Genomic DNA, 14,360 nt, shown 5'->3' with positions numbered 1-14,360 from the left:
CGAAAGGGGCGTCTTTGGAGGGAGGCTTTAGGCGCGTTTAACAACGCGCACCCCCTCCGTCCTGTCGGACACCTCCCCCGCNTTGCGGTGGAGGAAAGACGATCCGCGCTTATCCTTTTTAAAACTCTATTCTTTTCAATCTCTTATGAAAAATATCAAGTGATGCGTCCTCACCTTCATTTCCTGCGCTATAATAAACTTGTTAGTTTGATCGACGGGATGAAAGGCCCCGCTTTTGGATTGACTGAAAAATGTTCTGATTGCACGGGCAGGTCATGTGCACGTTGACTGACTGGTAATCGGAGGATGTTTGTCGTTGGACGAGCAGGGGTAACGCTCTGTGAGTTGGGCGGCCTGACGAGCGCCATGGGCTCCCGAGACTGAGACCCTTGGCCGTCAGCGGAAGAAGACGTTCCTGCGGGTCTTACGCCTTACAACCGTAAGAGTGAGGTTGTAAAAACATACATTAGAATTCGGTTCCCCCTTCAATACTCACAGCCCGCAGACAGCCCTCTTTTTCCGCCACTGATTAAAACGAAACAAACAAAGAGAAAAAGGAAAACAATTGGAAAAAAGAAGAATTGCATAAGCATAAGCGGTAGAATGAGGCGATTACCTCTAACTCAAATCATACTTGTCATTCCGCGCGTAGACGCGGAAGGTCGAGAGGTTGTGAGCCATTTTGAGGACGGCGCCGGGTAAGCGCTGCCTGCGTTGACGTGATAAAACTAAACAATATTTTCACCCGCCCTCGCCCCAAAGGGGCGCGGGCGGGTAGACGCAATTCGCGCTAGTTTAAGTGCCTTTCAAAGAGCTCGTCGCTGGCCTCCAACAGTTTTTTCCGGGAAATCGGCAGAGACAGATTGTGATCGTCATTCGGTAAGAGGAGGATATCGTCGGATTGCCCTCTTTTTTTCAAAGCCTTCGCCATGACCTCCGACTGCTGTAGCGGCACGGTCATGTCATCTGTTCCGTGAACGAGAACAATTTCCGCTTTGATTTTATCAACATTCTCGGCCGGAGACTGTGAAAGGAGAAGGTCCTTGTCATCATATCTGTCGCCGATAATTTTCTGCCAGAATTTGATAACGCCGCTGTCTCGGCCGGTGCGGGCCTCTTCGAACTTCAGAATGTCCCGAATTTGAGAGACGCCGTTAACGGAAAGCGCGCATTTAAACATATCCGGCTCCATGACGGGTAAGGCCAGAGCTTGATAGCCCCCATAGCTGGCGCCGGTGACACAGATTTTATCGGGATTTATGACGTTGTTATCAACATAGTGATTTACGCCGTCAATCGTATCGTGAAGCATCCCCCGGCCAAATTCGCCATACCCTTTTTCGAGGTGCTCGTAACCAAATCCGGTCGATCCACGAAATTGCGGTTTAAAGACGGCATAGCCCTGGGCGGCCAAATACTGTCCCCAAAAGTCGAATGTCGCGTCATCTCTCGCGGTCGGGCCGCCATGCGGCATAACGACGGTTGGGAAAGGTCCGTCCGCTTTTGTTTTTCCAGGGGGAAGTGTCAAATAGGCCGGAATATTGAGACCATCTCTAGCCGTGTAATCTGCCCGCACAGTCGACCCTATTTGGGAGGCTTTGAGCTCCGGGTAAGTTCCGCCCAAGGACGAAATTGTACCGGGTCCTTCTTCGTAGAGGTAGTACTCACCCGGATTGCTGTCATTTTCCGCATAAATCGTGACCATTTTGTTGTCTTCCGTCTTGGACAGGATTGTTATATTCTGCCCCTCCAACGCATCAGAAAACTTGTCATGCCAGGATTTATAAGGCTCTTCGGTGTAGACTTGGCGGTAGCGATCATCGGTATAGCTTACGCCAATCATTTTTCCGGTCTGGTTGTCAAAGATAGGACCATAGTCATAGCCATCCGGAACATTGGCTTCGAATGTGAATGGAGCCACCGCTTTGCTATGGGGATCAATGGTAAACAAAGTTAAAGAGTCTTGCTCTGTTTCCTGCATCAACAACTTACCGTCTAGAACTGTCGACAAATAGGTCGTTCTATTTTTTGATTTATCGAACCGTTTTTTATAGACACTCTCTTCATCAATACCTTCGCCAAAGAAGACTTCGTACTGACCGCTCCGCGGGTCGTAATCTTCGCGAGCGAGAACAGTTTCACCGTTGTTAGAAAGGACAACATTGCCTGTGGTTACCGGCATGGATCTTTCGAGGCGTTCATTCCCGCTATCCAGATCGACACGGTAATGGCGTTGGAAGACTTCGCCTCCATATTCAGTGAAGCTCATCAAGACCTCGTCCTCATTATCCGGAAGGTCGTGTACGTAACCGCCCCCATACGTCACGCGGTAACGTTTGCTTTTAATGACATCATCAAGAAGGATAACAGACCGTTCAGTTTCGATATTGGTGGAAACCCAACGGCTGAACAGCGTGCTGTAGTGTTTCATTTTGCCTTCGCCGTGTCCGCGGACGCGGGCCAGCATAATAACGTGTTTATTACTGGCCCAATCAATTGCTTTCACAATGGAATCTTCGGGCGGCGTGACGATGACTGTTTTTGCGTCAGGATTTGTCAAATCATACACAAACACGGCCTTGTCGCCGGCAAAGGGGGCTAGCATTGCAATATGCTTCCCATCCGGCGAAACGCGGACACTTTGCGTTCGGGGCAACTGCGCATAAATATCAATATTTGGTTCTTCGGCAAATGCCGCGCTAGGCGTAAAGGACAAGGCCATCACCGCGGCAAATGCCGACGCCAGGCCAAGTCGGATAAATTTAAATGTAGTCAAAACAGTTCTCCCAAGTTTGGCCCAACTATTTCTTATCAAAAACGTTCAAACAAGAGGAAAAGCGCTATCCGAAACAAAAACATGAACTTTCTGACATTTATCTTAGCCTATATTAAAATTCTTGCAGAATTTTATCGCTCAAATACCGCCAATGGGAGAACTGAAAAGCCTGTACATAATTGAACAGGAAAGCCCGTTGGCTCTGTAGGGAGAAAATCGTTTTGATGTTTGGGATATTGGTTGCGGGGGTAGGATTTGAACCTACGACCTTCAGGTTATGAGCCTGACGAGCTACCGGGCTGCTCCACCCCGCGTCAATGAGAAGCGTGATATAGGGCTCGGCGGCCAAGCCTTCAAGCCCTAAATCCTTATTCTTTCAGACTTTTCGCAGAGATTAGCGTGCTTTGACGCGGTGCTTATCTTTGCCCTTCGCCTGAACGCGTTTCGCACAGGCCATTGCGTCCGGAATACGAGCAAAAGCAGTTTTCCTCCGGCATAATAGCGGGGACGCTGTCTCTGCAGGCCGACGGTCAGAACATTGCTTCGGTACTTTAAATTCGTCGCATCAATAGCGTCAGACAAGCGTCTCAAATTGCGCTGATTTTCCTTGTCCTCGGGATTGGAAAAGAACGCCTCCGTAGTATATTCATATTCGTCGGGTCTTAGGACCGTGCAAGGTGACAATTACCTGTCCTATGCTGACGGGAACGTGACGCGTTCCGCTTTTCGCCTATCTTTTAACTTCGGCTTTACATTCCCATTTGGCACCGCGCATTTCCTCGGGCGTAACACTGCGCAATTTAACTGGAAAGTTCGGATGGGAATGGCGATAATTCGACCGGTCGATGCAATAAATTTGGATAGAGCTCCTGCTTTACATTTTCAAAGATAGCGTCAAAATCAATCCACAGACTTTTCAATTTGCCGGGCGTCGTCACAACTTATTCTGTCTTTCAACTAAGAAAGGAACATGCGGGGAACATCTGTATGAGTCTAGATGCTGAGGATATAATTCCTATTTGAAACCTGTAATTTAATTCACCTTACAATCCGCAGTATTTGGCAAGACGAATAAGCAATCCTGCACCTCACTGTTTATCTTGTATGAAGTCCAAATTACTTCATTGCTTTTCACACCGTTATAATACAGGCGAACCCGGCCGGGCTGCACCCATCTGTCGTTCGGGTTAGAATAAAAATTGGAATAAATTCGTTCATGCCAGCCCCGGGGGGTATCAAAGCCTACTTTTAAAATCGCATAGTCATTTTGAGCAATCCCAAATTGGGTTTCACCGCCTGCCGGATCTGTAATTCGGATCATATAAACCGGACGGCCATCCACCAGATCGTCGGGGAGGCGGGAAAGGGTATACCCCTCATCAAAGGCATGACGGATGACGCCAAAGCCGAAATTTGAGGCCCAACGTTTATCGCTTTCGCTTTTAGGCTGTTGGCCTTTAGCCGTGTAAGTATTTTGACCATTATAGCTTAAGTCAATAAGCGGCACGCCGTGTCGTTCGGACAGTATGCGCACTTTTCCGTCGACATGATGCGCCTCTGACTTTTCCGCATCGTACACCCGCCACATTCTGTGCCGTTCATTTCGCACGTCCTTATGGCCGTCATAAAAAATAGAATATCCGTCCATCACTAGGGATTTTGGACGCACCCATTCTGCGCCGCCAGCCGCTCCATGGGCACGGCTCATAATGTCCTCAGCCGAGAGCGTTGAGTTTGCAGAAGTTAATGTTTGCAATGAATCTGCCGTCGAATCTGACGGAGGAGCCGTAGCTGTCGTTTGGCAACCGCCAAAACTTGGCATTGAGGCTGAGAATAGAGCAATAATAGAGAGAAGGGATTGTTTTTTCATGCTCCACTCATAGCCGCAAAACAATAAACGGCGCCGAGATTTATCAAACAGACTTTAAATTCTGAATTTTAAATACAAAAAAGCGCCGCTTGCGCGACGCTATTTTAAAAAGATTTTCGTTATGGAGGATATTTCTGACATGGATAAACCGGGCAGCGACCTACTCTCCCGTGCCTTGAGACAAAGTACCATCGGCGCTGTGACGCTTAACGACCGAGTTCGGAATGGGATCGGGTGGGGACGTCACGCAATAACCACCCGGTCAATGCATGTCAGAATTAAATAGTAAAGATATCGTCTAGCTACCGCATGAACATGTAGTCCACGCGTATGAGCACTTACGTCTCTTGTTCACTTGCGGCTGCAAGTTTGGCCAAGAAACAATCTGAAATGAATCAAGCCAATCGAGTTATTAGTACTGGTAAGCTCCACGTGTTACCACGCTTCCACACCCAGCCTATCAACGTTGTAGTCTACAACGACTCTCAAGGGAGCTCTCGTATTGAGGGGGGTTTCCCGCTTAGATGCTTTCAGCGGTTATCCTGTCCATTCATAGCTACGCTGCAATGCCACTGGCGTGACAACAGCTCCACCAGAGGAATGTCCACCCCGGTCCTCTCGTACTAAGGGCAGATCCTCTCAAAACTCCTACTCCCACGGTAGATAGGGACCGAACTGTCTCACGACGTTCTAAACCCAGCTCACGTACCGCTTTAAATGGCGAACAGCCATACCCTTGGGACCTTCTCCAGCCCCAGGATGCGATGAGCCGACATCGAGGTGCCAAACAACGCCGTCGATATGGACTCTTGGGCGTCATCAGCCTGTTATCCCCAGAGTACCTTTTATCCGTTGAGCGATGGCCCTTCCATGCGGGACCACCGGATCACTATGACCGACTTTCGTCTCTGCTCGACTTGTCAGTCTCGCAGTCAGGCAGGCTTATGCCATTGCACTCAACGTCCGATTTCCGACCGGACTGAGCCTACCTTCGCGCGCCTCCGTTACTCTTTGGGAGGCGACCGCCCCAGTCAAACTACCCACCACACAGGGTCCCGGAACCGGATAACGGTTCGCGGTTAGACATCAATCAGGATCAGGGCGGTATTTCAAGGACGACTCCCCGCAAGCTGGCGCCTACGGTTCAAAGTCTCCCGCCTATCCTACACAAATCATGACTAATGCCACTGTGAAGCTGTAGTAAAGGTTCATGGGGTCTTTCCGTCTAGCCGCGGGTACCTCGCATCTTCACGAGGAATTCAATTTCACTGAGTCTCTGCTGGAGACAGTGGGGAAGTCGTTACGCCATTCGTGCAGGTCGGAACTTACCCGACAAGGAATTTCGCTACCTTAGGACCGTTATAGTTACGGCCGCCGTTTACTGGGGCTTCAATTCGGAGCTTGCACTCCTCCTTTTAACCTTCCAGCACCGGGCAGGCGTCAGACCCTATACGTCGTCTTACGACTTCGCAGAGCCCTATGTTTTTAATAAACAGTCGCCACCCCCTGGTCTGTGCCCCCTCCAAAAAGTTGCCTTGATGGAGGGCCTCCTTCTCCCGAAGTTACGGAGGTAATTTGCCGAGTTCCTTCAGCAGAGTTCTCTCAAGCGCCTTGGTATGTTCTACCTGATCACCTGTGTCGGTTTGGGGTACGGTCTTAAATGGGAGCTATTTCCTGGGACAACTTCACCGCACCCCCAATCCAATAAGGGGATACGATACACGTCATCCGTCACTACCCAATGGCCCAGTAATATTAAACTGAGTTCCCATCGACTACGCCTTTCGGCCTTGCCTTAGGGGCCGGCTAACCCTGCGCTGATTAGCATTGCGCAGGAAACCTTGATCTTACGGCGAAGGGGTCTCTCACCCCTTTTATCGTTACTCATGTCAGCATTCTCACTTCCGATACCTCCAAGGCCCCTCGCAGGACCCCTTCACAGGCTTACGGAACGCTCCGCTACCACGCACACAAAAGTGTGCATCCGCGTCTTCGGTGAATAACTTAAGCCCCGGTACATTTTCGACGCAGGAACGCTTGACCAGTGAGCTGTTACGCTATCTTTAAAGGATGGCTGCTTCTAAGCCAACCTCCTGGTTGTCTAAGCATTCTCACATTCTTTACCACTTAGTTATTACTTAGGGACCTTAGACGGCGGTCAGGGCTGTTTCCCTTTCCACTACGGACCTTAGCACCCGTAGTGTGTCTGCCGAATATTACTCCTCGGTATTCGGAGTTTGGTTAGGTTTGGTAAGACGGTGAGTCCCCCTAGCCCATCCAGTGCTCTACCCCCGAGGGTATTCATTCGACGCTCTACCTAAATAGATTTCGCGGAGAACCAGCTATCTCCAGGTTTGATTGGCCTTTCACCCCTAGTCACACGTCATCCCCCCATTTTTCAACATAGGTGGGTTCGGTCCTCCAGTGAGTGTTACCTCACCTTCAACCTGCACATGACTAGATCACCTGGTTTCGGGTCTGATCCAACTAACTCGACGCGCTATTAACACTCGCTTTCGCTACGCCTACACCTATCGGCTTAAGCTTGCTAGTTAGACCAAGTCGCTGACCCATTATACAAAAGGTACGCAGTCGCCACGCAAGGTGGCTTCTACAGCTTGTAGACGTCCAGTTTCAGGAACTGTTTCACTCCCCTCGTCGGGGTGCTTTTCACCTTTCCCTCACGGTACTTGTTCACTATCGGTCGCGTAGGAGTACTTAGGCTTGGAGGATGGTCCCCCCATGTTCAGACAGGATTTCACGTGTCCCGCCCTACTCGAGGACTAAATTAAACAACACTCTTACGGGGCTGTCACCCACTATGGCTGTGCTTCCCAACACATTCAGATTAGTTTAAAATAGCCACTGGCCTGATCCGCGTTCGCTCGCCACTACTAACGGAGTCTCGGTTGATGTCCTTTCCTCCGGGTACTGAGATGTTTCAGTTCCCCGGGTTTGCTTTAATAACCTATATATTCAGTTATCAATACCTAACACAAACCTTGATAAACCACCCTCATTACTGAGGATAATTATCAGGGTCTGTAAAGGTGGGTTTCCCCATTCAGAGATCTCGGGGTCAAAGGTTGTTCGCACCTCACCCGAGCTTTTCGCAGCGTACCACGTCTTTCATCGCCTCTACGCGCCAAGGCATCCACTAAACGCCCTTGTAACGCTTGATTCTTCAGATTCTTGAGATGGTCACATCGGCCCGACCAGAAGTGTAGAGCCGTGCAACCTTCAATGTTTAGCGCTCATACGCGAGGACTAACATGTTCAACTTTAGTGTATTGAACATATCCTACGCGGATGAACCGCTAGACGATATCTTTACTATTTAAAAGCCCATCCTTGTCGTAAAGTCTTAGATAAATCTAAGCCTCTGGGCGGATGAGCCCTCCATAAACGATGTCAAATATCTGCACTTTAGCATAATGCAAAGTGCAAAACTTGTATAATGAGATGGTGGAGCTTAGCGGATTCGAACCGCTGACCCTCTGCTTGCAAAGCAGATGCTCTACCAACTGAGCTAAAGCCCCTTATCACAGGTACGCACTGAAAGAAGTGGTAGGCCGAAGAAGACTTGAACTTCCGACCTCACGCTTATCAGGCGTGCGCTCTAACCAGCTGAGCTACCGGCCTCCATAACACTTCGTTCAGAAAACAGGCAGTGTCGCCATCTCATTAGTATAAAAACCCTGCGTGCTGCACGTATTTGCGCACTGCGGATAATTATCGAAAGGGAAGAGAAACGAAGACGGCGTCTAACCGCTATGTGATCCTCATTGGCGTGAGCCTGAGGACCTAATATTTTCTAAAAGATTAAAAAGGTGCGTGGTCAATAAAGACCGAAGACCTTTAAAACCTTCCTTAGAAAGGAGGTGATCCAGCCGCAGGTTCCCCTACGGCTACCTTGTTACGACTTCACCCCAGTCGCTGACCCTACCGTGGTTGGCTGCCTCCTGCAAGCAGGTTAGCGCACCACCTTCGGGTAGAACCAACTCCCATGGTGTGACGGGCGGTGTGTACAAGGCCCGGGAACGTATTCACCGTGGCATGCTGATCCACGATTACTAGCGATTCCAACTTCATGTCTTCGAGTTGCAGAAGACAATCTGAACTGAGACGCCTTTTAGGGATTAACCCTCTGTCAGCGCCATTGTAGCACGTGTGTAGCCCTACCCGTAAGGGCCATGAGGACTTGACGTCATCCCCACCTTCCTCCGGCTTAGCACCGGCAGTTCTCCTAGAGTGCCCAACTAAATGCTGGCAACTAAGAGTGAGGGTTGCGCTCGTTGCGGGACTTAACCCAACATCTCACGACACGAGCTGACGACAGCCATGCAGCACCTGTGCACGGTCCAACCGAATTGAAGAAATCCGTCTCTGGAAATCGCGACCGGCATGTCAAGGGTAGGTAAGGTTCTGCGCGTTGCTTCGAATTAAACCACATGCTCCACCGCTTGTGCGGGCCCCCGTCAATTTCTTTGAGTTTTAATCTTGCGACCGTACTCCCCAGGCGGAGAGCTTAATGCGTTAGCTGCGTCACCTACATGCATGCATGCAGACAACTAGCTCTCATAGTTTACGGTGTGGACTACCAGGGTATCTAATCCTGTTTGCTCCCCACACTTTCGTGCCTCAGCGTCAGTATCTGTCCAGTAAGCCGCCTTCGCCTCTGGTGTTCCTGCTAATATCTACGAATTTCACCTCTACACTAGCAATTCCACTTACCTCTCCAGAACTCAAGACTAACAGTTTTAAATGCAGTTCCAGGGTTGAGCCCTGGGATTTCACATCTAACTTATTAATCCGCCTACGCACGCTTTACGCCCAGTAATTCCGAACAACGCTAGCCCCCTCCGTATTACCGCGGCTGCTGGCACGGAGTTAGCCGGGGCTTCTTTACTAGGTACAGTCATTATCTTCCCTAGCGAAAGAATTTTACAACCCTAAGGCCTTCATCATTCACGCGGCGTTGCTGGATCAGGCTTGCGCCCATTGTCCAATATTCCCCACTGCTGCCTCCCGTAGGAGTCTGGGCCGTGTCTCAGTCCCAGTGTGGCTGATCATCCTCTCAGACCAGCTATAGATCGTCGCCTTGGTGAGCCATTACCTCACCAACAAGCTAATCTAACGCGGCCCCATCCATCACCGATAAATCTTTCTCCCGGAGGACGTATACGGTATTAGCAGTCGTTTCCAACTGTTGTCCCGTAGTGAAGGGTAGGTTGCCACGCGTTACTCACCCGTCTGCCACTTTCCACTCACCGAAGTGAGCTTCTCGTTCGACTTGCATGTGTTAAGCACGCCGCCAGCGTTCGTTCTGAGCCAGAATCAAACTCTCAGGTTGAGAGTTAAACTGACTGTGTCGTTATTCACTGACGTTGAAATATAAATATTTCAGCGTTTGTGCGTTTCAAAGAAATAACGAAAACCTCTTAAATGACAAAAGTCATCCAAGCGATTTCATTATTTTCATAAAGAGAAACGTCAACAACAGTCGTTTAAGAAATGTGCGTCCTGTTACCAAGTCCGCTCACAGCTAAACGCCGCCTGCGTCTCTCTTCCCAATATTTACGATGTCAAACAGCGAAAAAAGTGCTTCACACTCTTTCCAAAATAAATGCCCCTTGCGAGGGGCGCCGCTCGGTGTGGGTTAGTGCCCGCCGCCGAGGAGCGCTATATAGGGGGGTGAATTTTTTTCCGCAACACCTTTTTTCACAAAAATGCAGAAAAACTATTTTCTTTCCTACAAAAAGCTATCGAGCGTCTAAAACCCCCATAAAACCGTGGTTTTTGAATTCCACTTATCCACAGGTCTGTGGAAAACAATCAGCATTTAATGACTTATTTGGGCTCACAAGCCCTTTTTCTGTCTTTACGTCGATTTTTTCCAGACAAATTTCATAGCAGAAACAGTAAAAAATAGCAATTCAGACCGTATTTTATCTGAAACATTTTCAGTTTTGATAAAAATAGGACTGAAAAAAATGAAAATGAATCTGAAAATAATCGAATTGAGCATCAAAAAAATCAGAATTATTTTCATCAAGACCAAAAATTTCTGATTCCTTCGGATTGCTCCGAAACCAAAACGCGATGCAAATCAACCAGAACGTTAAAACATGCTTCCGAGTCTCTTCGAAGAATTCCACTTTGTCATCGTTTTCCACTTTTCAATGCCACCTTATATCAAGCGAACATCTGATCAAAATTTGTAAATACTGTTTTTCGAAGTCTTTCTGTCCCGGCAACATACAATATTAGGGGAACAGAGGTCATTTTAGGCGGCATTATTATAGGCCGATAAAGTTCAGCCGGAGCCGTCCTGTTTACTGCTCAGTGATATTTTGCGTCTGAGAGACGGCCAACACCTTAAAGCTGTCATGAAGAGGTGGATTTTCGCCCCCCATATACTGCATCATCATAATTCCGAAGGCGTCATTTTTGGGATCAACATAAAAAGTTGTCCTGGCAAGCCCGCTCCAGCCCCATTGACCGACTTGTCTGCCGCTCTTTTCGACTTGTTTGGGCGTAACGGAAGTTTGGACAGAGCCTCCATACCCGAAACCCGCGCCGGTTTCTCCGCCTAGCCACGGCATCATAAAGGTATCGTCCGGATCCATTTGGTTGCTCATCATTGTTTTGACGGTCTCTGGCTCTAAAATTTGGACGCCGTTATAGGTGCCGCCTTCCAGCATTAACTCCGCAAATTTAGCATAGTCCTCTAATGTAGAGACCAAGCCTCCCCCTGGGTTCTGGTAAGCATTGTTTTTCAAAAAGGTGGATTTTTGTCCGTCTTCGGCCACAACATAGCTGCCATCGTCTTGCATCATATACAGACTGACGAAACGCGATTGCTGATCAGGCCTAACATAAAAGCCGGTTTCGTTCATTCCCAAGGGGTCAATGAGGCGCTCATGCATAACGTCGCCATAGTTTTGCCCAGTGACGACTTCGATAATTCGGCCAAGTACATCAATCGAAAAACTGTAATACCATCCCGTTCCCGGCTGCGAATGCAGCGGAAGCTGAGCCAGCTTGTCCATCTTTGCGGAGAGGTTCTCGTCGAGATTGAAAATATCTGCGTCCCTATAAGCCGCCTCAATAGGGTTGGCCTCTCCGAACAGGCCGTAGGCTATCCCGCCACGATGCAAGAGAAGGTCTTTTACCGTCATAGGAACGGCCTGATCTTCGAAACTTACCGCGCCGCCTTCGCCAAGAGTCGCCACCTTCATTTCACCGATTTGCGGGACATAGTCAGCGACGGGGTCGTCGAGTGAGATTTTCCCTTCTTCGACGAGATCCATAATCACCGCCGACGTCATGGGTTTCGTCATGGAATATATACGAAAAACGCTGTCTTTCGTTAGCGGGACGTTTCTCTCACGATCGCCGAGACCAAAGGCGTTTTCATAAACGACATGTCCTTCGTTATAGACCAGTGCGGAGACACCGATAACCTTTCCAGCTTCCACGGCATCGGACAACAACCCGTCCATCGCCGCAGTATTAAAATCAGGGGCGACTGATGTCTCGACAACTGGCGGAACTGTCTCTGTTTCGTTCGGGTTTTGAGGGGCTCGCTCGCTTTGGGCAGAACAAGCGATAAGGAAAGAAGTCGTGAGAAGGAGGAGGGTCTTTTTCATGTACCGAGTTTGCGAAAGCCAAACGCCGGATGCAAGAAAATAAGAGACGCCCCCGTTAATAAAAAGAGTGACATTATAATAGGCAGATTTTTATCTACCCGTTAAAGCCAAAGCGAGCGTCTTCTTTGCCGTCCATAATCATCTCCGCCATCAGCTCCCCAGAGCCCGCGCAGAGTGACCAACCCATATGGCCGTGACCCGTATTCACCCAAAGGTGAGGGATGGAGGTTCCGCTGATATAGGGTCGACCGCGGGGGCTAACCGGGCGAAGTCCTGACCAAATTTCCCGCGCAGGGGCGACGGCCGACATAACGTCCGGCGCCAAATGAAACCAACGTTTTAACAAGGGCTGGGCGCTCGCCTCCCCTACCGTTCCAGAAAATCGTAAAGTATTGCCGAGCACCGTCATGGCCGAGTGGCTCTGAGCATCCATAATAGGCTGCTCGGCCAGTTCTAAATTAGGGCGGTCAAAATTCACGGCAAAGCCCCGCGCTTGGGTTAAAGGCAAGCTTAACCCCAATTGTGCCAGCACTTCTGCACTTTGTGGGCCCGTGCAAATCACGACATGGTCACAGTGAAAAATATGCCCTCGCAATTGCGCCGTAACGCCATTTCGGCCCTGCCGTAATTTCAGATCGCTTGCTTTATATATAAAGACAGCCCCGTTTTCAGACAGACGCTCCTGAAGCGCCCGACCATACGCATAGGCATCGCCGCTCCGGTCCGCCGGAAAATGAAGCGCGAGATGCCCAAGTGTTTTGATGGCATCAGAAACAAGGTCGGCCTCTATTCCTACGGACAAGTAAAACTCCTGAGCCGCTTGGGCCTCCAGGCTATTTTCGAAAATTTGATAACATCCTGCAGGGCGGGTCAGCGCCTCGCCCAATCCGAGCGACTGAAACCGTTCCAGCAACAGCCCTTGAGAGTCCTTGGCGAGCCGCAAGACAGCCTTAGTCGCGTCGCGGTCAAAACTCTCATCTCCGCTAGAATGCCAAGGGCGGGATTGGCTTGGGTGAATCATGCCGGAGTTGGAATAGCTTGTCCCGTGCATGACGTCCGAACGGGCGTCCGTGACGGTCACTTCCGCGCCCCGTCTTTGCAGGGCTTCCGCCGTGGATAGGCCGATTAAGCCGGCCCCCATAACCAATATTTTAGGCGCTCTCACCATCCTTCGCGGTATAACCGCCCTCTCGGAAAGAGAAAGCCGGATTTACAGAAATTTTAAGCGTTCCTGCAAACACGGATAAGGGGCGGATTGATCCTCTAAACTGCTGGTAATTCCTTGGCCCGGCTCTCATCCAGATAGCGGGCGGCTTTTGGCTTTAAAGTCTTTTCATCCATATCCAGCAAGAGCGGATTGCCCGTTGGAAATTCAAACCCGGGAATGTCATCATCCGGCACGCCGAAGATTTCTTTCATCAGCGCGCGGAGACTATTGCCATGGGCGGAGATGATCAGATTAGAGCCAGCTTTCAAATGCGGCACGATTTGGGACTTGTAATAAGGAAGAACCCGTTCGGTTGTGATTTTCAGGCTCTCGCCCGTTGGCAGCTCGCTTGGCGCGATATGGCTATATTTCACTTCTTTGGACGGGTGATATTCATGGTTCTTATCAATTTGCGGCGGCGGGACGTCAAAGCTGCGGCGCCAGATGTGGACTTGCTCATCGCCGTGTTTGTCGCGGGTCTCTTGCTTGTTCAGGCTCGTAAGCCCGCCATAGTGACGTTCATTCAGGTGCCAATCCTTTGTGACCGGAATATACATTTGGTCAATGCCTTCGAGCGCCAACCAAAGCGTTTTAATCGCCCGTTTTTGATAAGACGTGAAGGCGGCGTCAAATTGAATGCCTTCTTTCAATATCAATTCACCCGCTTTGTTCGCTTCGGCAATCCCCTCTTCCGTCAGGTCAACATCGACCCAACCAGTAAAGCGGTTTTCCAGATTCCATTGTGATTGTCCGTGACGAACGAGGATGAGTTTGGTCATTGTGAGTTGTTCCTTTTATCTCTGACAATCCGCACGCCGTGCAACGAGAATGCAGAAGGTCGAAAGTTAGCTATCG

At 49.6% G+C, this 14,360-nt stretch carries 5 protein-coding genes, 3 tRNA genes and 3 rRNA genes; all 11 read right to left on the bottom strand.

Annotated elements, in window-relative coordinates:
- Positions 1–790: 790 nt before the first annotated feature.
- Positions 791–2,776: a S9 family peptidase gene (locus tag ACNA05_RS13860; protein ID WP_415812109.1), complete on the bottom strand. Its 1,986-nt coding sequence runs from the start codon at positions 2,774–2,776 to the stop codon at positions 791–793.
- Positions 2,777–3,013: 237 nt separating this feature from the next.
- Positions 3,014–3,090 (bottom strand) — tRNA-Met (locus ACNA05_RS13855).
- 719 nt (positions 3,091–3,809) lie between these two features.
- Positions 3,810–4,646 carry a hypothetical protein gene (locus tag ACNA05_RS13850; protein ID WP_415812108.1) on the bottom strand — a complete coding sequence of 279 codons (837 nt, stop codon included), beginning with the start codon at positions 4,644–4,646 and terminating at the stop codon, positions 3,810–3,812.
- Between the two features lie 147 nt (positions 4,647–4,793).
- Positions 4,794–4,908: ribosomal RNA gene (rrf, locus tag ACNA05_RS13845) — 5S ribosomal RNA — on the bottom strand.
- Positions 4,909–5,037: 129 nt separating this feature from the next.
- Positions 5,038–7,828, bottom strand: a 23S ribosomal RNA gene (locus tag ACNA05_RS13840).
- 281 nt (positions 7,829–8,109) lie between these two features.
- Positions 8,110–8,185: transfer RNA gene (locus ACNA05_RS13835), tRNA-Ala, on the bottom strand.
- Between the two features lie 26 nt (positions 8,186–8,211).
- Positions 8,212–8,288, bottom strand: a tRNA-Ile gene (locus tag ACNA05_RS13830).
- Between the two features lie 232 nt (positions 8,289–8,520).
- Positions 8,521–9,999: ribosomal RNA gene (locus ACNA05_RS13825) — 16S ribosomal RNA — on the bottom strand.
- Together the 16S, 23S and 5S rRNA genes with 2 tRNA genes alongside form the textbook arrangement of a ribosomal RNA operon.
- 982 nt (positions 10,000–10,981) lie before the next feature.
- The gene (locus tag ACNA05_RS13820) at positions 10,982–12,298 is read right to left on the bottom strand and encodes a serine hydrolase domain-containing protein (RefSeq protein WP_415812107.1); all 1,317 of its coding nucleotides are present in this window, start codon (positions 12,296–12,298) and stop codon (positions 10,982–10,984) included.
- 94 nt (positions 12,299–12,392) lie between these two features.
- The gene (locus ACNA05_RS13815) at positions 12,393–13,439 is read right to left on the bottom strand and encodes an NAD(P)/FAD-dependent oxidoreductase (RefSeq protein ID WP_415812106.1); all 1,047 of its coding nucleotides are present in this window, start codon (positions 13,437–13,439) and stop codon (positions 12,393–12,395) included.
- Positions 13,440–13,561: 122 nt separating this feature from the next.
- A complete protein-coding gene (gene gpmA / locus ACNA05_RS13810) occupies positions 13,562–14,284 on the bottom strand; it encodes a 2,3-diphosphoglycerate-dependent phosphoglycerate mutase (protein WP_415812105.1) in 723 nt (240 codons plus the stop codon).
- Between the last annotated feature and the right edge of the window lie 76 nt (positions 14,285–14,360).

The organism is Litorimonas haliclonae (assembly GCF_965138505.1).
Classification (GTDB): domain Bacteria; phylum Pseudomonadota; class Alphaproteobacteria; order Caulobacterales; family Maricaulaceae; genus Litorimonas; species Litorimonas haliclonae.
Note: the sequence above shows the minus strand (reverse complement) of the source record. Positions and strands in the feature narration are given on the sequence as shown.

Excerpts from the sequence above, each read along its gene's own strand:
- ACNA05_RS13850 (WP_415812108.1), bottom strand. The coding sequence starts at position 4,646 with ATGAAAAAACAATCCCTTCTCTCTATTATTGCTCTATTCTCAGCCTCA.
- ACNA05_RS13820 (WP_415812107.1), bottom strand. The coding sequence starts at position 12,298 with ATGAAAAAGACCCTCCTCCTTCTCACGACTTCTTTCCTTATCGCTTGT.
- ACNA05_RS13815 (WP_415812106.1), bottom strand. The coding sequence starts at position 13,439 with ATGGGGGCCGGCTTAATCGGCCTATCCACGGCGGAAGCCCTGCAAAGA.
- gpmA (WP_415812105.1), bottom strand. The coding sequence starts at position 14,284 with ATGACCAAACTCATCCTCGTTCGTCACGGACAATCACAATGGAATCTG.